Genomic DNA, 19,695 nt, shown 5'->3' on the forward strand with positions numbered 1-19,695 from the left:
GGCCGGTTCTCAGTATTGGTCGGGCCGTCGTTGCTAGCCTCGAAAGAGACTCGACAGCGCTGTTGATCCACCCCATATTCCTTTTGCGTTTGGAACACTCATGGCTTCGATCGACCTGCTCGGCTTCGTGCCTTCGCGCTACCGCAAAATCGTGCTCGAACTCGTGCAGTTCGGCATGGTCGGTGGCATCGGCTTCGTCGTTCAGGTGTCGGTGTTCAATGCTCTGCGCTCCACGGTCTTCTCGCCCACGGTCATCCACGCCGGACCTATTCTCGCGATGCTGATCTCGACGCTCCTGGCCATCGTCGTCAACTGGCTCGGTAACCGCTACTGGACCTTCCGCTCGAAACGACAGACGAAGATCGTGCGTGAGAGCGTCGAGTTCTTCGCGGTCAGCGTCGTCGGCATGATGATCGGCCTCGGCTGCCTGTGGTTCTCGCACTACGTGCTCGGGTACCGCAGTGTGCTGGCAGACAACATCTCCGGCAACGTCATCGGCCTGGTGCTCGGCGCTGCGTTCCGCTTCGTGCTGTATCGCTTCTGGGTCTTCAATGCCTCACGCTCGCTCGACGCCGTCTCGGTCACGTCTCCTGTAGCCGTCGTCTCCGAGGCTGCGCGTCGCTCCAACTGACCTCACGCCTGACCGGTCTCGCTCCAGCGCAATAGGCTGGAGATCGTGACGAGACCACGTTCGGCCGAGGCTTCCGAGCGTGGCGCGTTCGCTCGCCGGATGGTCGAAGCCGGGCTCGCTCCAGCGCGTTACGCGCGGGTGCTGCAGTCGGATGACAGGGCGCCCCTGCTGCAGATCGTGAAGACAGGGGTCGCCGCATCCCTCGCGTGGATCGTCTGCCTGGCCATTCTGCCGGAGCAAGTGCCCGTTTTCGGTGCCATCGCCGCGATCATCGTGGTTCAGCCGAGTGTGAACCAGTCGTTCGCCAAAGCGCTCGAGCGAACCGTCGGCGTGATTGTCGGCGTGATCATCGCCTATCTTGTCGGGCTGGTGTTCGGCTCGTCGACGTGGATCGTTCTGCTCGCGATCATTCTCGCGCTTCTCACTGGTTGGGCGCTTCGCCTGAGCCAGTCGACGACCGTGCAACTGCCGATCAGCGCCATGCTCGTTCTCACGATCGGCGCTCAGACGCCGGGATACGCGGCGGGCCGCATCGTCGAGACAGCGCTGGGGGCCGTGGTCGCCGTCGTGATCAATCTCGTGATCGTGCCGCCGGTGAGGCTTCAGCCGGCCCACGACGCCGTGGCGGCTCTCGGACGGGAGACGGCCGCGTGCCTCGACGGCCTCGCTCGGCTGCTCACGGAGCCGTCGGCCGCGGCCGACCGCAACCGCGCGCTCGTCGAGGTGCGCCTGCTGGCTCCGATGCTGACAAAGGCGCGTGCGGCCGTCACGGGGGCCGAGGAGAGCTTGCGATTCAACCCGCGCAGGCGAGCCAATTCCGAGGCGCTGGAGCTCGACGACGACCTGCTCGCCATGCTGAGCGTCATCGTGAGTCGCGTGCCCGGCATGGTGCGCGGCCTTGCCGACAACTACGACGAATCCCTGCACACCGAGAGCACGGTCGCGGGCCTCGCCGATGAGATGAAAAAGGCGGCCCACGACCTGCGCCTCGTGATGCAGGAGTCCGATCTCCAGACGGTGGAGCCGCTACCACGCACCGCTGAGCTGCCGGCACTGACGGCGCCCTTTCAGGTCGTCACCCCGAGCCCCACCCACTGGATTCTCATCGGCTCGCTCATCGAGGATCTGCGACGAGTACACGAGGTCGTCGTCGAGGCGGGTCAGAGCGTGCGGCGCTGAGCGCGCCACGTGCTCTGAGTCAGCTCGAGCGCGGCAGGAACCCGACCTTGTCGTACACCTCGGCGAGGGTGGCCGAGGCCACCTCGTTCGCGCGATCGGCATTGGCGGCGAGAATGCGATCGAGCTCAGCCGGGTCGGCCAGCAGCTCGAGGGTGCGCTCGCGAACGGGCCCGAGGGTCGACTCGACGACCTCGACCAGTGCCTTCTTGAGATCTCCGTAGCCGCGACCGGCGAACTCCGCCTCGAGGGCGGCGACCGGTACATCGCCCAGCACCGAGAAGATCGTCAGCAGATTGGCGACCCCGGGCTTCGCGTCACGGTCGAAGATGATCTCGCCGTCGGCATCCGTCACCGCTCGCATGATCTTCTTCGCCGTGGTCTTGGCGTCGTCGAGCAACCACACGATGCCAGCCGGCGACTCCGACGACTTCGACATCTTCGACTGCGGATTCTGCAGATCGAAGATCTTGGCCGTCTCTTTGAGAATGTAAGGCTCGGGGATGCGGAAGGTCTCGCCGAAGCGCGAATTGAACCGGGTCGCGAGGTCGCGGGTGAGCTCGATGTGCTGACGCTGATCTTCGCCCACCGGTACCTCGGCGGCCTGGTAGAGCAGGATGTCGCCGGCCTGCAGGATCGGGTACGTGAAGAGGCCGACCGACGCGGCGTCGGACCCCTGCTTGGCGGCCTTGTCTTTGAACTGCGTCATGCGGCTCGCCTCGCCGAACCCGGTGAGAGAGTTCAGCACCCACGCGAGTTGGGCGTGGGCGGGAACCTGCGACTGCACGAACAACGTCGATTTCGACGGATCGATGCCGGCGGCGATGTACTGCGCCGCGGTGAGACGGGTGTTATCGCGCAACGTCGTCGGGTCTTGAGGCACGGTGATGGCGTGCAGGTCTGCGATGAAGAAGAACGCGTCGTGCGTTTCCTGCAGAGTCTTCCAGCTCATCAGCGCGCCGATGTAGTTGCCGAGATGAAGCGATGCGGCCGAGGGCTGCATGCCGGAGAGGAGACGGGGCTTGCTGGTCATGGTGGATGCGTTCCTGAGCTTGGTGTTCGTTCCCCGGGCCTGTCTGGAGGCCGGGATCTAGATCGAGTAGTCGACGACCACCGGAGCATGATCGCTCCAGCGCTCGGCGTAGCTTGCAGCGCGATCGACCGTGTAGTCGGTGACCTTCGCTGCCAGTTCGGGCGTGGCCAGCTGGTAGTCGATGCGCCAACCGGTGTTGTTGTCGAAAGCCTGTCCGCGAGCAGACCACCAGGTGTACGGCCCCTCGACCTCACCTGCCGCGCGGCGCCCGATGTCGACGAAGCCGAAGCCCGCACCCGCGTTGTAGTCGGGGTCGCCCTCGGCTCCGAGGAAACGGTCGAAGTAGGCACGCTCCTCGGGCAGGAAGCCGGCGCGCTTCACGTTGCCCTTCCAGTTCTTGATGTCGAGGGTGCGGTGCCCGACGTTGAGGTCACCGACGACCACCGAGAGGGGATTGTGCTCCATCAGCCGGGGGAGCCGCTCGACCATGGCGTCGAGGAACTTGTACTTCTCGACCTGCTTCGGTGTTCCGGCCTCACCGGAGTGCACGTAGGTCGAGACGACGGTCACGACTTTGCCACCCACCTCGTAGTCGGCTTCGAGCCATCGACCGGCGCTGTCGAAGTCGTCGGCGCCGAGCGTGACACGGTGGATCGACGCTTTGTTGCGGCTCGCGAGAGCCACACCGGCCCTGCCCTTCGCCGTGGCCGCGTCGTGCAAAATGTCCCACTCGTCTCCGAGCAGATTCTCGAGGTCGCTCGTGGCTGCCCGCACCTCTTGTAGAGCGAGGATGTCGACCTCGCGCTTGTCGAGCCAGGCGCCCATGCCGTTGCGGAAAGCGGCGCGCACGCCGTTGACGTTGACGGAAGCGACGCGGAGGGATGTGCCAGAGTTCGACGAAGACATCCCCCTAGTTTAGTGAGGCGCGGGGGTCTCATCCTTCAAACGCGACTCCTCGCGGACGGCCGCCCTGAGCTTGCGAGAGAGACCCCGGCGGCGCAGGCCGCGGGCCTCGCGGAGCTCGTCTTCGAGACGCGCTCGCTCGGCCGCGGCGATGACCACTCGAGCCTCAGCCTGCTTCAGCTGCGCCTCTGCGTCGAGTTGCTCGGGCGAGAGGCCGCGCACATCGAGCCCCACATCGGCGACTCCGACGGAGATCCACGCGGCCACGATCAGAATGACCTGACAGATGAGGTTGAAGAAGATCAGCAGACCGGCGATCACCGCGAACGAGGCGATGAGCGGGTTGTTGCTGGCACCACCGAGCAGCAGGCCACCGAGCGCCTTCAGTATGCCCAGCGCCGCCGCACCGATGAGAGCGCCGCTGATCACGCGCCGGAACGGAATCTTGATGCCGGTCAGTACTCGGTAGAAGACCAACAGCACGAGGGTGTCGAGCGCGAACGCGATCAGGAGCCCGACGATGCGCGCCACCACCAGCGCGAACACCGAGGTGTTGTCGACGCCGATCAGGTCGAAGGCAAGGCCGATGAGCGTCGTGCTGCCGATGCTGATGCCGGCCGAGACGACGAGCACGATGCCGAAGCCGATGGCGAGCCCGGCATCCTTGAGTTTGAGGAGCAGAAAGAACGTCGTGTCGGGGCCGACCGAGAAGATGCGCCGGATGGCATCCCGGGCGGATGCGAGCCACCCGAGCGCCGTGAAGACGAGTCCGACCAGGGCGATGGCCCCCGACCAGCTGAGGGCCGGCGTGTTGAGTAGCGCATCCGCGTCGACTGCGCCTCCCTCGCCGATGAGGCCTGGAACCGCGCTGCCGATGATCGTGATCAGCTCCTCGAGCAGTTGTCTGTTCGAGGCGAGTACGAGCCCTGCTATCGAGAACCCTGCCCAGAGGGCGGCGAAGACCGCGAACAGGGCCTGATACGACATGCCGGCCGCCATCAGCGGTCCGCCGTTCGCCGCGTAGTGCTGGAACACCCGGACGGGCTTGAGCTTCATCACCTTCTGTACGAGGGCAGGGATGCCGGTGGCCGGTTTGTCGGAGTCGTCGCTGCTGTTGGTCACCCCCCAACCCTACGCAGCAGTCGTGATTCTCCCCGCCCGCTTGACGCGCGCCCTTCGTCGCCCGAGCGAAGCGCCGAGTGTGCAGAAACGGCCCGTGCGTTTTCACGCGACGGGCCGTTTCTGCACACTCGGGAGAGCCGCTAGGGCTTGCCTCGCATGATGGCCTGCTTGACCTCGGCGATGGCCTGGGTCACCTGGATTCCGCGAGGGCACGCCTCGGAGCAGTTGAACGTCGTGCGGCAGCGCCAGACGCCCTCTTTGTCGTTGAGGATGTCGAGGCGCACGTTGGCTCCCTCGTCGCGGCTGTCGAAGATGAAGCGGTGAGCGTTGACGATCGCGGCCGGTCCGAAGTACTGGCCGTCGGTCCAGAAGACCGGGCAGCTCGACGTGCACGCTGCGCAGAGGATGCACTTCGTGGTGTCGTCGAAGCGCGCGCGCTCCGTCGCCGACTGCAGGCGCTCCTTCTCGGGCTTCGACGAGGAGATGAGGAACGGCTGCACCTCGCGGAACGACGCGAAGAACGGCTCCATATCGACGACGAGGTCCTTCTCGAGCGGCAGGCCCTTGATGGCCTCCACGTAGATGGGCTTCGTGATGTCGAGGTCTTTGATGAGCGTCTTGCAGGCCAGGCGGTTGCGGCCGTTGATGCGCATGGCGTCGGATCCGCAGATGCCGTGCGCGCACGAGCGACGGAACGTCAACGAGCCGTCCTGCTCCCACTTGATCTTGTGCAGTGCGTCGAGCACGCGGTCGGTGGGATACATCTCGACATCGAAGTCCTGCCACGTGGGCTCCTCATCGGTGTCGGGGTTGAACCGACGAATGATGAGCGTGACAGTGAAGGTGGGGATGACGTCGTCAGCGGGGGCCGGCGGAGAATCCAGGGTTGCTGTACTCATTAGTACTTCCTCTCCATGGGCTGGTAACGGGTCACGACGACCGGCTTCCAGTCGAGTCTGATGTGGTCTCCCGCGTCGGCCGACATGGGGTCGCCCGAGAGGTAGGCCATCGTGTGCTGCATGTGGTTCACGTCGTCGCGCGTCGGGAAGTCCTCGCGCATGTGTGCGCCGCGGCTCTCCTTGCGGTTGCGTGCCGAGTACACCACGACCTCCGCGAGGTCGAGCAGGAAGCCCAGCTCGACGGCCTCGAGCAGGTCGGTGTTGAATCGCTTGCCCTTGTCTTGAACGAGGATGTTCTTGTAGCGCTCGCGCAGGTTGTGGATGACTTCGGTCACCTCGGTGAGGCTCTCCTCGGTTCTGAAGACCTGGGCGTTGCGGTCCATCGACTCCTGAAGCTCTCGACGGATGACCGCGATGCGCTCGGTGCCGTTGGAGTTGCGGGCGTTCTCGATGAGTTCGCGCACGCCTGCAGCCGGATCGTCGGGCAGCTCGACCCACGGAGCGGTCTGCACATACTCGGCCGCCGCGTTGCCGGCGCGCTTGCCGAAGACGTTGATGTCGAGCAGCGAGTTCGTGCCCAGACGATTGGAGCCGTGCACAGAGACGCAGGCGCACTCGCCGGCCGCGTACAGGCCGGGAACCACGGTGGTGTTGTCGGAGAGCACCTCGGCCTGGATGTTCGTCGGGATGCCGCCCATCGCGTAGTGCGCGGTGGGAAGAACGGGAACCGGCTCGGTGTACGGCTCGACACCGAGGTAGGTGCGCGCGAACTCCGTGATGTCGGGCAACTTGGCGTCGATGACGGCGGGGTCGAGGTGCGTGATGTCGAGGTAGACGTAGTCCTTGTGCGGTCCGGCACCGCGACCCTCACGGATCTCGAGGGCCATGCAGCGGGCCACGATGTCGCGGGGCGCGAGGTCTTTGATCGTGGGCGCGTAGCGCTCCATGAACCGCTCACCCTCGCTGTTGCGCAGGATCGCTCCCTCGCCGCGCGCGGCCTCGGAGAGCAGGATGCCCAAGCCTGCGAGACCGGTCGGGTGGAACTGGAAGAACTCCATGTCTTCGAGCGGCAAGCCCTTGCGCCAGATGATTCCGACGCCGTCGCCCGTGAGGGTGTGAGCGTTTGAGGTCGTCTTGTAGATCTTGCCGAATCCACCGGTCGCGAAGATCACTGCCTTCGACTGGAAGACGTGGATCTCACCCGTGGCGAGCTCGAAGGCCACGACACCGGCGGGCTTCTGGCCGCCGAATCCGTCGCTGACCATCACCAGGTCGAGCACGTAGTACTCGTTGAAGAAGTTGATGCCGAACTTGACGCAGTTCTGATAGAGCGTCTGCAGGATCATGTGGCCCGTGCGGTCGGCGGCATAGCAGGCACGGCGAACCGGTGCCTTGCCGTGATCGCGCGTGTGGCCGCCGAAGCGCCGCTGATCGATCTTGCCCTCGGGTGTGCGGTTGAACGGGAGGCCCATGTTCTCGAGGTCGATGACCGCGTCGATGGCCTCCTTCGCGAGGATCTCCGCGGCATCCTGGTCGACGAGGTAGTCGCCGCCCTTGACGGTGTCGAAGGTGTGCCACTCCCAGCTGTCTTCCTCGACGTTCGCGAGCGCGGCGGCCATGCCGCCCTGCGCGGCACCGGTGTGGCTGCGGGTCGGGTAGAGCTTGGAGATGACTGCCGTCTTCGCCTTCGGCCCGGCCTCGATGGCCGCCCTCATTCCGGCGCCACCGGCGCCCACGATGACGATGTCGAACTGGTGGTAGTGAACGCCGTCTACGACGGATCCGTCTGCGTACTCGGTCATATCGGTCGCCGTCAGCTCGCCGAGCAGAACGAGGCGAGGAGATCGGCGGGAGCGCCGGCGGGGCAGGGGTCGAACGTGAAGATCACAAGAGTTCCGAGCGTTATGAGGACGATGACTGAGAAGAGCAGGGCGCCCTTGAGGATGCCCCGGGTGGTGCGGTGCGATGCGTAGTCGTTGACGAGGGTGCGCATGCCGTTCGCGCCGTGGATCATGGCGAGCCACAGCATCAGGCAGTCCCACACCTGCCAGAACGGGTTCGACCACTTGCCGCCGACGAAGGCGAAGTCGATGGCCTTGATGCCGTCGCCGAGAACGAGGTTCACGATGAGGTGGCCGAAGATGAGCACGACCAGCACGAGGCCGGAGGCGCGCATGTACATCCAGCCCCACTTCTCCCAGTTGATGCCGCGCGACCGCGGGGCACGGGAGTAGGGGCTGCGGGGGGCTTCGATCGTGGTAGCCATGATCAACCCACCTCGCTGAAGACGTGCATGAGGTGGCGGGGAACGAAGCCGGCCATCGTGACGACCCAGAGGCCGATGACCACGTAGAACATCACCTTCTGGTACTTCGGACCCTTGGTCCAGAAGTCGATGAGGATGATGCGGATGCCGTTGTAGGCGTGGAACGCGATGGCGCCGACGAGAGCGGTCTCGCCGAGCCCCATGATCGGGTTCTTGTACGTGCTCATCACGGCGTTGTACGCCTCGGGCGCGACACGCACCAGTGCGGTGTCGAGGATGTGCACGAGAAGGAAGAAGAAGATGGCGATGCCGGTGATGCGGTGAAGTACCCACGACCACATTCCTTCGCGGCCGCGGTACAGAGTGCCCTGCGGCCTCTTACCCGTGGGCGCAAGGGAACCCGGCGCATGGGTTCCTGTCTCGGTTCTGGACACGAACAACCCTCCTTGGTTGAGAAAGCCCTGATCTCGAAAGTTCAGATCATCGGTGGAGATGGCTCGTCGCGGTCGTGCCGGTCTTCTCGTGCAGGTTCATCAGGATCGGGCGAAGGCGAAGATGGTATCCAGTTTATAAGTTCTGGCAGCCCATGCTTGTTAGGTACCCCTTATTCGGGAAGACGCTTAGACTGCCTCGACGACGGGAACGGGCCGTCGGGCGGCGATCACATGCGTGTAGTGGCCGAGCAGCTCGGTGCAGACGGAGTTCCACGTGGTTGCACGCACGGCGCGTCGCCCGGACTCGCCCATGCGCAGCCGTAGATCTCTCGACACGACAAGGTCTTCGACCAGCGTGCGCATGCTGGAATCTCCGGTCAACGCATCCGGATCGAAGAGATACCCGTCGCCACCGTCGTGCACGAGGTCGACGGGGCCTCCGGCGCGGGGCGCCACGACTGGCAGGCCTGCAGCGTGCGCCTCCTGGATGGTCTGGCCGAACGTCTCCTCGGTTCCGGTGTGGACGAACACGTCGAAGCTCGCGTACGCGATGGCGAGGGCCTGCCCGCCCATCCGGCCGAGCCAGGTCACGGGCATCCCGCGCAGCAGTCGGCCGACGGAGGCGGTCGACGGCCCGTCGCCGACGAGGGCCAACGAGATACCGTCGATTCCGCGCAACTGGTCGAAGCGCTCGAGCTGCTTCTCCGGCGCGACGCGGCCGACGTAGCCGAGCACGACCTCGCCGTTCGGTGCGAGCCGTGCGCGCAGATCGACGGCATCCGGATGCGCACGCAACCGCGGGTGGTATCGCTCGGTGTCGACGCCCCGGCCCCACCGCGCCAGGCGGGTGACGCCCGCGGCGACGAGGTCGCGCTCCGAGCTCGACGACGGAACGAGGGTGAGGTCGGCGGCCTCGTGGATCCAGCGGACGAAGCGCCACGCAAGGGCCGCCGCCTTGCCGAGGTGATTGCGCTTGGCGTACCCCGCCACATCCGTCTGGAAGATGGCGACGCTCGGCACGCCGATGCGGTTCGCCGCCGCGATCGCCTGCGCTCCGAGAAGAAAAGGTGACGCGGCGTGCAGGACGTCGGGTGCGAAGGCGGCGAGTACGCGCTGGACCTGGGGGTGGGGGAGCCCGACGGGGAACTGTCGATACGCGACGGCGGGCACCGCGTGCACGGCGAACCCGCGGTAGCTCGTGGGCGTGTTCCGGGCAGCGGGTGCGATGAGAATCGCCTCGTGTCCCGAGTCGGCAAGAAAGTCGAGCACCTTGCAGACGCTGTTCGTGACTCCATTGACTGTGGGCAGAAAGCTCTCCGTGACGACGGCGACTCTCATGGGCTGCTCCCGTCGGCCCGGGGATGCACCGGGCACGTTTCGAACGCTACGAGCGACGGGTGGCGCAGGGGTTAATAGACGGTGGCGGTGAGGTGAGCATTGGTTCAATCGACACAACGCTGGGGTGGGTATGGTGGGGCCATGGCTGAGAACTCTGCGATGGACCGTTTCTACAGCGTCATTCCCGCCGGAGGGATCGGCTCGAGACTCTGGCCCCTCTCCCGCGCAGACGCGCCCAAGTTCCTGCACGACCTGAGCGGCTCGGGCCGCAGTCTGCTTCGCGACACGTGGGAGCGTCTCGCTCCCATCTCCGGGGAGCAGCGCGTGATGGTCGTCACCGGGCGCGCTCACCGCGCCGCCGTCGAGCAGCAGATCCCCGAACTGGCCGACATGAACGTGGTGCTCGAGAGCGAGCCGCGCGAATCGTCGGCCGCCATCGGACTGGCCGCCGCCATCCTGCAGCACCGCGAGCCCGGTGTCATCATCGGCTCGTTCGCCGCCGACCACGTCATCACGCAGACCGAGGCGTTCCGCGACACGGTGGTGCAGGCCGTGAACGCTGCCGACGCCGGCTACATCGTGACCATCGGCATCACGCCGACGGAACCATCGGTGGGCTTCGGCTACATCCTGACCGGCGACGCTCTCGGCATTCCCGGCGCATCGACCGCGATGGTCGCCAAGCGTTTCGTCGAGAAGCCAGACCTCGAGACCGCCAAGAAGTACCTCAAGAGCAAGAAGTACCTGTGGAACGGCGGCATGTTCATCGCGCGTGCCGACAAGCTGCTCGAGCAGCTCGGCAAGGCCGAACCCGAACTGCTCGCCGGTCTGCTCGAACTGGCAGAAGCGTGGGACACCCCGCGACGCGGCGCTGTCGTCGATCAGGTCTGGCCCAAGCTCAAGAAGATCGCCATCGACTACACGGTGGCCGAGCCCGCCGCCCTCGACGGCACGCTCGCGGTCGTCCCCGGTGACTTCAGCTGGGACGACGTCGGCGACTTCGCCTCGATCGCGAAGCTGCACTCCACGGGTCGAGGCTCCGAGCTCGCCATCCTGGGCAAGAACGCCCGCGTGCTCTCCGACTCGTCGAGCGGGGTCGTGGTGTCGCAGAGCGGCCGCGTGATCAGCCTCATCGGCGTCAAAGACATCGTGGTCGTCGATACTCCGGATGCGCTGCTCGTCACCACGAGCGAGCATGCCCAGCGAGTCAAGTCGGTCGTCGACGCCCTGCGCCTCGGCGGTTCGGGCGACGTTCTCTGACCTCTCGGCCGCGCGACCGAGCCGCTAGTCTTTTCGCCATGTCGACATCTTCCCTCCTGCGCTCCGTTGTCGTTGTAGCCGCTTCGGCGCTCGTGCTGGCCGGATGCGCGCCGGCGCCCGAGACCACCGAGAAGGCCAGCGACTACTGCGCGCGAATGGTCACCAATTCGGGCGGCCTCGAGGACCGTTCGTTCAACCAGTCGAGCTGGGAGGGCCTCGAGAAGGCCAAGTCCGATCTGTCGATCGATGCCGAGGTGATCGTGTCGACCAACGAGACCGACCTGGCGCCCAACGTCACGCAGGCTGTCGACAGCGGATGCCAGTTCGTGCTGACGGTCGGATACGAGCTGGCCGACGCGACCACGGCGGCGGCGAAGGCGAACCCCGACGTGCACTTCGCGATCGTCGACGAGCAGGTCGACGGAGAGAACATCAAGCCGATCGTCTTCGACACCGCTCAGGCCGCATACCTGGCCGGCTACCTCGCCGCGGGAACGAGCGCGACCGGCAAGGTCGCGACGTTCGGCGGCGGAAATCAGCCTCCCGTGACCTTGTTCATGGACGGGTTCGTCGACGGCGTCGCCAAGTACAACGAGGTGCACGGAACCGCGGTGCAGGCCCTCGGCTGGAACAAAGACGCCCAGGACGGCGTCTTCACGGGCGACTTCGAAGACATCAACAAGGGCAAGGTCACGACCCAGGCGTTCATCGACCAGGGTGCCGACGTCATCCTTCCCGTCGCGGGTCAGGTCGGAGAGGGCGCGGCCGCGGCGGCCCTCGAGAATGCGAACGTGTCGATCATCTGGGTCGACAACGACGGATACGACACGCTGCCGGCCACCTACAAGCCCATCGTCCTCACGAGTGTGCTGAAGAACACCGGCGATGCCGTGGTGCAGATCGTCGGCGACGACGTCGACGGCTCGTTCGACAACACGCCCTTCGTCGGCACTCTCGAGAACGGGGGAGTGGCTCTGGCTCCCTACCACGACAAGGCTGCCGCGGTCACGCCCGCGCTGCAGGCCGAACTCGACGGGCTGAAGGCCGACATCGTGTCGGGTGCACTCACGGTCTCGAGTCCGAGCACGCCATAATCGTTCGGATCGGCGCCGAACGGCGCGACGCATCCGGTGTCTTTTCAGGCTTTTCGACACTGAACATTTCGGGGTTGTTTCGGCGCGAACGCGTCTTTGTAACGACTGGGCGGCGATGCCGTCTGGTGGCCGCTCGATCCGCGTCACATTAGGTAACGTGAGAGACCACACAGCCCTGCGCTCCGCTTTCATCGCGGGGCAATCCTTGGAGGACATCTTGAGCAAGACCATTCGCCGTGCTGCCATGGGCGGCATCGCCACCCTCGGCTTCGCCGCACTCCTCGCCGGTTGCGCGTCCGCGCCGGCCGAAACCGGTTCGTCCGACGCCGCCGCCTCGAACGCGCTTCCCTGCATGGTTTCCGACGCCGGTGGATTCGACGACAAGTCCTTCAACCAGGCCGGCTTCGAGGGGCTCAACGACGCCGCCAAGAAGCTGGGCGTCGAGCCCGTCACCGTTCAGTCCGATTCCGAGACCGCGTTCGCTCCGAACATCTCGAGCCTCGTCGACCAGAACTGCACGCTGATCGTCACCGTGGGCTTCGCGCTCGCCGACGCCACCAAGGCAGCCGCCGAGGCGAACTCAGACATCGAGTTCGCGATCATCGACGACGCGTCCATCACGGCCGACAACGTCAAGCCGATCACGTTCGACACCGCCGGTGCCGCATTCCTCGCGGGCTACGCGGCTGCCGACTACTCGAAGTCGGGCATCGTCGCCACCTGGGGCGGCATGAACTTCCCCACCGTCACCATCTTCATGGACGGCTTCGCGCAGGGCGTCAAGTACTACAACGAGCAGAAGTCGAAAGACGTCAAGGTTCTGGGTTACGACCTCGACAACCCCGACTCCGCTACCTTCACCGGTGGCTTCGAGGCCAACGACGTCGCCAAGACCACCGCTCAGAACTTCATCGACCAGGGCGCAGACGTTCTGCTCCCCGTCGGCGGACCGATTTACCAGAGCGCGGGCGTTGCAATCCAGGAGTCCGGCAAGGACATCGCCATGGTCGGTGTCGACTCCGACCTCTATGAGAGCGACCCCACCTACAAGGACCTCTACCTGACGTCCATCCTCAAGGGCATCAAGACGGCCACCGACACGGTCGTCACCGACGCCGCTGCCGGCGACTTCTCGAGCGAGCCCTACGTCGGAACTCTCGAGAACGATGGAGTCGGCATGGCGCCGTTCCACGACTTCGAGTCGAAGGTGAACTCCTCGCTGCAGGGCGAGATCGACGACCTCAAGGCGAAGATCGTCTCGGGCGACGTCAAGGTCTCTTCGTACCTGAACAAGTAGTCGCACACACCGTTCCACCCGCGTGAAATCGGGGGACCAGCCACGGCTGGTCCCCCGATCGCGTTAAGCGCGCTCTTCACGCATCGAACTGATGGGTAGATTGTCTCTATGAAGCTCGAACTCCGTGGCATTACGAAGCGTTTCGGCGCTCTCACGGCCAACGATCACATCGACCTCACGATCGAGCCGGGAGAGATCCACTGTCTCCTCGGCGAGAACGGCGCAGGCAAGTCGACATTGATGAATGTGCTCTACGGCCTCTACAAGGCCGAAGAGGGAGACATCCTTCTCGACGACGTGGTGCAGCACTTCGCTGGCCCGGGCGACGCCATGGCAGCGGGAATCGGCATGGTGCACCAGCACTTCATGCTCATCCCCGTGTTCACCGTCGCCGAGAACGTGATGCTCGGCCACGAGCAGACGAATGCGGCCGGTGTGCTCGACCTCGGCGCGGCGCGCGAGAAGGTGCGTGAGATCAGCGAGCGGTTCGGCTTCCACGTCGATCCGGATGCGCTGGTCGACGACCTGCCCGTCGGCGTGCAGCAGCGGGTCGAGATCATCAAGGCGCTGTCTCGCGACGCGAAGGTGCTCGTGTTCGATGAGCCCACCGCTGTGCTCACGCCGCAGGAGACCGACGAACTCATGGTCATCATGAGACAGCTGAAGGCCGCCGGCACATCCATCGTCTTCATCACCCACAAGCTCCGCGAGGTGCGCGAGGTGGCCGACCGCATCACGGTCATCCGCCTCGGCAAGGTCGTCGGCGAGGCCTCGCCCACGGCGACCAACGCAGAACTAGCCTCGCTCATGGTCGGTCGTGCCGTCGAGTTGACCGTGCACAAAGACCCGGCCACCCCCGGGGCAGACGCGTTCGTCGTCTCGAACCTCTCTGTCGTCGACCCCCACGGGCAGCTGGTCGTCAACGACGTGAGCTTCGATGTGCGTGCGGGCGAGATCCTCGCGATCGCGGGCGTTCAGGGCAACGGTCAGACCGAGCTCACCGAGGCCATCATGGGTCTGCAGCAGCGCGTGCGGGGTGAGATCACCCTCGATGGCAAGTCGATCAGAGGGCTGTCCGTGAAGCAGGTGCTCGCGGCCGGAATCGGCTTCGTGCCGGAAGACCGAAAAGAAGACGGTCTCGTCGGCGAGTTCACCATCGCCGAGAACCTGATGCTCGACCGCAGCGACGGGCCGCCGTTCGTCAAGGCGGGAACCCTTCAGCTGAACTACCTCAAGGAATTCGCCGAGCAGAAGTCGAAGGAGTTCGACGTTCGCAGCCAGGGCATCACCACGCCGGTCGGCCGGCTCTCCGGCGGAAACCAGCAGAAGGTCGTGCTCGCCCGTGAGCTCAGTCGCGAGCTGCGCCTCTTCATGGCGGCCCAGCCCACCCGCGGCATCGACGTGGGGTCGATCGAGTTCGTGCACAAGCGCATCGTCGCGACGCGCGACTCCGGCATTCCGGTGATCGTCGTCTCGACCGAGCTCGACGAGGTCGTCGCGCTCGCCGACCGTATCGCCGTGATGTACCGCGGAACGATCGTCGGTATCGTGCCGGGCGACACGCCCCGCGATGTGCTCGGCCTCATGATGGCCGGCGAAGTACCTGATTCCGTCACCTCCCCACCCGAAGGAGCGGCCGCGTGAGCCAGCCCACAGTCCCACCCGTCGAATCCGGCCCACCCGCCGCGTCCACGCCCGGGTCCAACGACGCATCCGTCGCCGAGCCGCGCTGGCACGGCGTCATGCGAGAGATCGTCGGCGGCAGCGCGATGATCTCGGTCCTCGCTGTCGTCTTGGCGATGCTCGCCGGAGGCATCCTGATCGCCCTCACCGACGACAAGGTCACGGCGGCGGCGGGATACTTCTTCGCCCGCCCCGGCGACCTGATCAAGGCGGTGTGGGACTCCGTCTCGGGCGCCTACACCTCGCTGTTCCAGGGTGCGGTGTACAACTTCCGTCGTCCCGGCTTCATCGCCGGCATCAAGCCGCTCACCGAGACACTCACCTTCGCCACGCCGCTGATCGCTGCCGGCCTCGGCGTGGGCCTCGCCTTCCGCGTCGGCCTCTTCAACATCGGTGGACGCGGCCAGATGCTCATCGCCGCCGCGTGCGCCGGCTGGGTCAGCTGGTCGTTCGAGCTGCCCTACGGACTCCACCTGATCCTCGCCGTCGCAGCGGGCATCATCGGCGGTGCCGTCTGGGGCGGAATCGTCGGATTGCTCAAGGCGAGAACCGGAGCCCACGAGGTGATCGTCACGATCATGCTCAACTTCGTGGCGCTCTACCTGATCTCGTTCATGCTGAAGACCCCGGGCCTGCTCCAGGCTCCCGGCTCGAACAACCCCAAGACGCCCGCAGCCCTCCCGACGGCGGTCTTCCCCGATCTCCTCGGCCCGCAGTTCAATCTGCACTGGGGATTCATCTTCGTGATCGCGGCCACCGTGTATGTCTGGTACCTGCTGAATCGGTCGAACCTCGGCTTCCAGTTCCGCGCCGTGGGCGAGAACCCCAACGCAGCACGCGTGGCCGGCATCAGCGTCAACAAGATGTACATCTACGCGATGCTCCTCTCGGGCGGCCTCGTCGGTCTCGCCGGCGTCGCACAGGTGCTGGGCACGGTGACCACGGGCTTCAGCTCGGGCATCGACGCGGGCATCGGCTTCGACGCCATCACGGTCGCACTGCTCGGCCGCTCCAAGCCCTGGGGCATCTTCTTCGCCGGCATCCTGTTCGGCGCGTTCAAGGCCGGCGGATTCGCCATGCAGGCATCGGAGGGAATCCCCATCGACATCGTGGTCGTGATCCAGTCGCTGATCGTGCTCTTCATCGCCGCGCCGCCGCTTGTGCGCGCGGTGTTCCACCTGCCGAAGCCCAGCGGCGTCCGTCTCAGACGGCCGCGCACCCAGACTGCGGCGGTGACCAAGTGAGCATTCAAGACGCGCCTCTGCAGCACAACCACCCGGATTCGCTGCCTCCCGCACTCGAGAAGACCATCGTCAAGAGCTGGAAGGCGCCGATCGCCTACGGCATCTTCTCGATCATCGCCATCCTGCTCTTCGTGGCCTTCGGTCGCGAGGGGGTCAGCGGATTCCGTCTGTCGACCGATTCCGACTTCGTGCAGATCCCCACGATCGAGGCGCCGACGAGAGCTACGGGCATCGTGCTCACCGTTCTTCTGCTGGCCCTGGCCGCCTACAGCGCGTTCCTCGTGTCCCGCAATCGTCCCGTGCGGCTCTGGATCACCGTCGTCTTCGCGATCCTGTTCCTCGTCGCGTTCCTCACCTGGGCCGCGGCCGGAGCCACGATTCCCGTTCCCGGACTGCTGGTCGGGGCCGTCGGGCTGAGCGTTCCGCTCGTGTTCGGTGCCCTCGGTGGCGTGATCTCGGAGCGCGTCGGCGTGGTGAACGTGGCCATCGAGGGGCAGCTGCTCGCCGGCGCATTCGTGTCGGCCGTCGTCGCCTCGGTCACCGGGCAGGCCGTGCTCGGGCTCATCTCGGCCATGGCCGCCGGTGTGCTCGTGTCGTTCGTGCTCGCAGCGTTCTCGATCAAGTACTTCGTCGACCAGGTCATCGTGGGTGTCGTTCTCAACGTGCTCGTCACCGGGCTCACGAGCTTCCTCTATTCGCAGGTTCTGACGAAGAACACCGATCTGCTCAACAACAGCGCCACCATCCGCCTGCCCCGGCTCCCCATTCCCGGGCTCAGCGAGATCCCGATTCTCGGCCCGGTGCTGTTCAGGCAGACGATCATCGTCTACATCCTCTACATCGCCGTCGCGGTGGTCTTCTTCGCGCTCTTCAAGACGCGGTGGGGTCTGCGCCTGCGCGCCGTGGGCGAGCACCCGCAGGCCGCCGACACCGTGGGCATCAACGTGGCCCGCACGCGGTTCTGGAACGTCTCTCTCGCGGGAGCGATCGCCGGTCTCGGTGGTGCGTACTTCACCATGGGCTCGGTCGGTTCGTTCAACAAGGAGATGACAGCGGGTGCCGGATTCATCGCCCTGGCCGCCGTCATCTTCGGTCGGTGGGACCCGATCAGGGCAACGCTCGCCGCGCTTCTGTTCGGCTTCGCATCGAACCTGCAGAGCGTGCTGAGCATCATCGGTTCGCCCGTGCCCAGCGAGTTCATGCTGATGCTGCCCTACCTCGTCACGATCTTCGCGGTCGCGGGGGTGGTCGGCCGTGTCCGAGGGCCTGCCGCAGCCGGTAAACCGTACATAAAGTCCTAGGAGAGCCGATATGACCGAGATCGACCAGGCATCCGGCATCGACTGGGACGCGCTTCGTGCTGAGGCTCTCGTGGCCATGACGAAGGCCTATGTGCCGTACTCGAGGTTCCCGGTCGGGGTGGCCGCGCTCGTCGACGACGGACGCGTGATCTCCGGCTGCAACGTCGAGAACGCGAGCTACGGCCTAACCCTGTGCGCCGAGTGCGCCCTCGTCTCGTCGCTGCATATGACGGGTGGCGGGCATCTGGTCGGCTTCGTCTGCGTCGATGGCGACGGCAACGCACTGATGCCCTGCGGTCGATGCCGTCAACTGCTCTACGAGCACTCCGCGCCCGGCATGCTGCTGCAGACCGTCTCCGGCATCCGAACCATCGACGAGGTGTTGCCGGATGCCTTCGGCCCGCGCACCCTGCAGGCCTACGTCGAGACGCACTAACCCCCCCCTCGTTCCCTGAGCTTGTCGAGGGGAACACCCCAGAAAGGCTCCACCCGTGTCAGAATCCTTCGACGTCGTCGACCTCATCCGTACCAAGCGTGATCACGGAAACCTCAGCACCGCCGAGATCGACTGGCTGGTCGATGCCTACACGCGCGGCTATGTGGGCAACGAGCAGATGGCGGCGATGGCGATGGCCATCCTGCTGAACGGTATGGAGCGGCAGGAGATCCGCGATCTGACGCTCGCCATGATCGCGTCGGGCGAACGCATGAGCTTCGACGGGCTCGGCAAGGTGACCGTCGACAAACACTCCACGGGCGGCGTCGGCGACAAGATCACGCTGCCGCTCATGCCGCTCGTCGCGTCGTTCGGCGTCGCGGTTCCTCAACTGTCGGGTCGGGGACTCGGCCACACCGGTGGAACCCTCGACAAGCTCGAGAGCATCCCGGGATGGCGCGCAGACCTCACGAACGACGAGATGTTCGCCCAACTGCGCGACGTCGGGGGCGTGATCTGCGCCGCGGGCTCCGGACTCGCGCCGGCCGACAAGAAGCTCTACGCGCTGCGCGACATCACCGGAACGGTCGAGGCCATCCCGCTGATCGCGTCCAGCATCATGTCGAAGAAGATCGCCGAAGGAACCGATTCGCTCGTTCTCGACGTCAAGTTCGGCTCTGGCGCGTTCATGGTCGACATCGAGAAATCGCGCGAGCTCGCCCGCACGATGGTCGACCTCGGCAACGACGCCGGTGTCTCGACGACGGCCCTCCTGACCGATATGAATGTGCCGCTCGGGCTTGCCATCGGCAACGCCAACGAGGTGCGCGAGTCGGTCGAGGTTCTCGCGGGCGGAGGCCCTGCCGACGTGGTCGAGCTCACGATCGCGCTGGCGAAGGAGATGCTGCGCCTCGCCGGGCAGCCCGACGCCGACGTCGAGAAGGCTCTGGCCGACGGTCGCGCCATGGACACATGGCGCCGCGTCATCGAGGCTCAGGGCGGCGACCCGGATGCCGCGCTGCCGGTCGCGCGTGAGACTCACGTCGTGAAGGCCGAGCGTGACGGTGTTCTGCTCACGCAGGAGGCCCTGCCTTTCGGCATCGCCGCGTGGCGACTCGGGGCCGGACGGGCCCGAGCTCAGGACCCGGTGCAGCACGCCGCCGGCATCGATCTGCACGCCAAGCCCGGCGACACGGTCAAGGCCGGCCAGCCGCTGTTCACTCTCTCGGCCGACGAGCCGGAGCGCTTCGAGCGCGCGCTCGAGGCCGTCGAGGGCGCGTGGAGCATTGGCGACGCCGCCGAGTGGACGCCGCGCGGCCCGCTGGTCGCGGAGCGCATCGAGTAGCCAGGAACGAACCGACTATCGAGACCACCTCAGGGTGGTCTCGATACGCCGGCTCGTCCCTCGCGCGGCTACGCGATCAGCGCAGGCAGGGGACCTACGAGGCAACGCACTTGTTGCCTCGGCGAAACGTCGCTGTTACACGGGCGGGCTAATCTCGACCACATGACCGAGATCGCCGCGAGCCGCAGCTTCATGCCGTGGTTCTGCCTGCGTCGCCGAAGCGGCGCGCACAA

General features: G+C 65.7%; 18 protein-coding genes. 10 read left to right on the plus strand and 8 right to left on the minus strand.

From position 1 onward, the window contains the following. Positions 1 to 100 precede the first annotated feature (100 nt). Positions 101 to 631 (plus strand): GtrA family protein, encoded by a 531-nt coding sequence (locus tag CCK87_RS02085; RefSeq protein WP_086459845.1) that lies wholly within the window; start codon positions 101 to 103, stop codon positions 629 to 631. Between the two features lie 45 nt (positions 632 to 676). After that, positions 677 to 1,810 (plus strand): aromatic acid exporter family protein, encoded by a 1,134-nt coding sequence (locus CCK87_RS02090; protein WP_249273664.1) that lies wholly within the window; start codon positions 677 to 679, stop codon positions 1,808 to 1,810. A 19-nt stretch (positions 1,811 to 1,829) separates the two neighbouring features. Here CCK87_RS02090 and trpS read toward each other — a convergent pair whose 3' ends face one another. From trpS to CCK87_RS02130, 8 genes are all read right to left on the minus strand, one after another. Further along, positions 1,830 to 2,840, minus strand: a complete 1,011-nt coding sequence (trpS, locus tag CCK87_RS02095) for a tryptophan--tRNA ligase (RefSeq protein WP_086459847.1) — start codon at positions 2,838 to 2,840, stop codon at positions 1,830 to 1,832. A 57-nt stretch (positions 2,841 to 2,897) separates the two neighbouring features. Further along, a complete protein-coding gene (locus CCK87_RS02100; protein WP_086459848.1) occupies positions 2,898 to 3,746 on the minus strand; it encodes an exodeoxyribonuclease III in 849 nt (282 codons plus the stop codon). A 9-nt stretch (positions 3,747 to 3,755) separates the two neighbouring features. Continuing rightward, positions 3,756 to 4,865: a YihY/virulence factor BrkB family protein gene (locus CCK87_RS02105; RefSeq protein ID WP_086459849.1), complete on the minus strand. Its 1,110-nt coding sequence runs from the start codon at positions 4,863 to 4,865 to the stop codon at positions 3,756 to 3,758. 140 nt (positions 4,866 to 5,005) lie between these two features. Beyond that, a complete protein-coding gene (locus CCK87_RS02110; protein ID WP_086459850.1) occupies positions 5,006 to 5,764 on the minus strand; it encodes a succinate dehydrogenase iron-sulfur subunit in 759 nt (252 codons plus the stop codon). Beyond that, complete coding sequence (gene sdhA, locus CCK87_RS02115) at positions 5,764 to 7,566, minus strand: succinate dehydrogenase flavoprotein subunit (protein WP_086459851.1); 1,803 nt, start codon at positions 7,564 to 7,566, stop codon at positions 5,764 to 5,766. The genes CCK87_RS02110 and sdhA overlap by 1 nt, the downstream gene beginning before the upstream one ends. An 11-nt stretch (positions 7,567 to 7,577) precedes the next feature. After that, positions 7,578 to 8,030 carry a succinate dehydrogenase hydrophobic membrane anchor subunit gene (locus CCK87_RS02120; RefSeq protein ID WP_055775601.1) on the minus strand — a complete coding sequence of 151 codons (453 nt, stop codon included), beginning with the start codon at positions 8,028 to 8,030 and terminating at the stop codon, positions 7,578 to 7,580. 2 nt (positions 8,031 to 8,032) lie between these two features. Beyond that, positions 8,033 to 8,392: a succinate dehydrogenase, cytochrome b556 subunit gene (gene sdhC, locus CCK87_RS02125; protein ID WP_283160425.1), complete on the minus strand. Its 360-nt coding sequence runs from the start codon at positions 8,390 to 8,392 to the stop codon at positions 8,033 to 8,035. Between the two features lie 258 nt (positions 8,393 to 8,650). After that, positions 8,651 to 9,802, minus strand: a complete 1,152-nt coding sequence (locus CCK87_RS02130; protein WP_086459853.1) for a glycosyltransferase family 1 protein — start codon at positions 9,800 to 9,802, stop codon at positions 8,651 to 8,653. A gap of 141 nt (positions 9,803 to 9,943) precedes the next feature. On the opposite strand from CCK87_RS02130, the gene CCK87_RS02135 reads away from it, so the two are divergent. The 8 genes from CCK87_RS02135 to CCK87_RS02170 all read left to right on the plus strand — a co-directional run bounded on the left by CCK87_RS02135 (position 9,944) and on the right by CCK87_RS02170 (position 19,462). Beyond that, complete coding sequence (locus CCK87_RS02135) at positions 9,944 to 11,062, plus strand: sugar phosphate nucleotidyltransferase (RefSeq protein WP_086459854.1); 1,119 nt, start codon at positions 9,944 to 9,946, stop codon at positions 11,060 to 11,062. A 38-nt stretch (positions 11,063 to 11,100) separates the two neighbouring features. Continuing rightward, positions 11,101 to 12,156, plus strand: a complete 1,056-nt coding sequence (locus tag CCK87_RS02140) for a BMP family ABC transporter substrate-binding protein (RefSeq protein ID WP_086459855.1) — start codon at positions 11,101 to 11,103, stop codon at positions 12,154 to 12,156. 217 nt (positions 12,157 to 12,373) lie between these two features. Further along, positions 12,374 to 13,453, plus strand: a complete 1,080-nt coding sequence (locus CCK87_RS02145) for a BMP family ABC transporter substrate-binding protein (RefSeq protein ID WP_086460331.1) — start codon at positions 12,374 to 12,376, stop codon at positions 13,451 to 13,453. A gap of 108 nt (positions 13,454 to 13,561) precedes the next feature. Continuing rightward, entirely contained in the window at positions 13,562 to 15,097 is a 1,536-nt protein-coding gene (locus CCK87_RS02150) for an ABC transporter ATP-binding protein (RefSeq protein ID WP_086459856.1), read from the plus strand. Then, complete coding sequence (locus CCK87_RS02155; protein ID WP_249273665.1) at positions 15,094 to 16,380, plus strand: ABC transporter permease; 1,287 nt, start codon at positions 15,094 to 15,096, stop codon at positions 16,378 to 16,380. Before CCK87_RS02150 ends, CCK87_RS02155 begins: the two co-directional genes overlap by 4 nt. A 17-nt stretch (positions 16,381 to 16,397) precedes the next feature. Next, the gene (locus CCK87_RS02160; RefSeq protein WP_086460333.1) at positions 16,398 to 17,681 is read left to right on the plus strand and encodes an ABC transporter permease; all 1,284 of its coding nucleotides are present in this window, start codon (positions 16,398 to 16,400) and stop codon (positions 17,679 to 17,681) included. Between the two features lie 10 nt (positions 17,682 to 17,691). Then, positions 17,692 to 18,117 (plus strand): cytidine deaminase, encoded by a 426-nt coding sequence (locus tag CCK87_RS02165; protein WP_086459857.1) that lies wholly within the window; start codon positions 17,692 to 17,694, stop codon positions 18,115 to 18,117. 55 nt (positions 18,118 to 18,172) lie between these two features. Further along, positions 18,173 to 19,462 carry a thymidine phosphorylase gene (locus CCK87_RS02170; protein WP_086459858.1) on the plus strand — a complete coding sequence of 430 codons (1,290 nt, stop codon included), beginning with the start codon at positions 18,173 to 18,175 and terminating at the stop codon, positions 19,460 to 19,462. Positions 19,463 to 19,695 lie beyond the last annotated feature (233 nt).

The sequence above is a fragment of the Agreia sp. VKM Ac-1783 genome, from assembly GCF_900177765.1.
Taxonomy (GTDB): domain Bacteria; phylum Actinomycetota; class Actinomycetes; order Actinomycetales; family Microbacteriaceae; genus Agreia.

What these genes read in the sequence shown, in the direction of transcription:
- CCK87_RS02085 (WP_086459845.1), top strand. Translation starts at nt 101, where the DNA reads ATGGCTTCGATCGACCTGCTCGGCTTCGTGCCTTCGCGCTACCGCAAA.
- trpS (WP_086459847.1), bottom strand. Translation starts at nt 2,840, where the DNA reads ATGACCAGCAAGCCCCGTCTCCTCTCCGGCATGCAGCCCTCGGCCGCA.
- CCK87_RS02100 (WP_086459848.1), bottom strand. Translation starts at nt 3,746, where the DNA reads ATGTCTTCGTCGAACTCTGGCACATCCCTCCGCGTCGCTTCCGTCAAC.
- CCK87_RS02110 (WP_086459850.1), bottom strand. Translation starts at nt 5,764, where the DNA reads ATGAGTACAGCAACCCTGGATTCTCCGCCGGCCCCCGCTGACGACGTC.
- sdhA (WP_086459851.1), bottom strand. Translation starts at nt 7,566, where the DNA reads ATGACCGAGTACGCAGACGGATCCGTCGTAGACGGCGTTCACTACCAC.
- CCK87_RS02120 (WP_055775601.1), bottom strand. Translation starts at nt 8,030, where the DNA reads ATGGCTACCACGATCGAAGCCCCCCGCAGCCCCTACTCCCGTGCCCCG.
- CCK87_RS02130 (WP_086459853.1), bottom strand. Translation starts at nt 9,802, where the DNA reads ATGAGAGTCGCCGTCGTCACGGAGAGCTTTCTGCCCACAGTCAATGGA.
- CCK87_RS02135 (WP_086459854.1), top strand. Translation starts at nt 9,944, where the DNA reads ATGGCTGAGAACTCTGCGATGGACCGTTTCTACAGCGTCATTCCCGCC.
- CCK87_RS02140 (WP_086459855.1), top strand. Translation starts at nt 11,101, where the DNA reads ATGTCGACATCTTCCCTCCTGCGCTCCGTTGTCGTTGTAGCCGCTTCG.
- CCK87_RS02150 (WP_086459856.1), top strand. Translation starts at nt 13,562, where the DNA reads ATGAAGCTCGAACTCCGTGGCATTACGAAGCGTTTCGGCGCTCTCACG.
- CCK87_RS02165 (WP_086459857.1), top strand. Translation starts at nt 17,692, where the DNA reads ATGACCGAGATCGACCAGGCATCCGGCATCGACTGGGACGCGCTTCGT.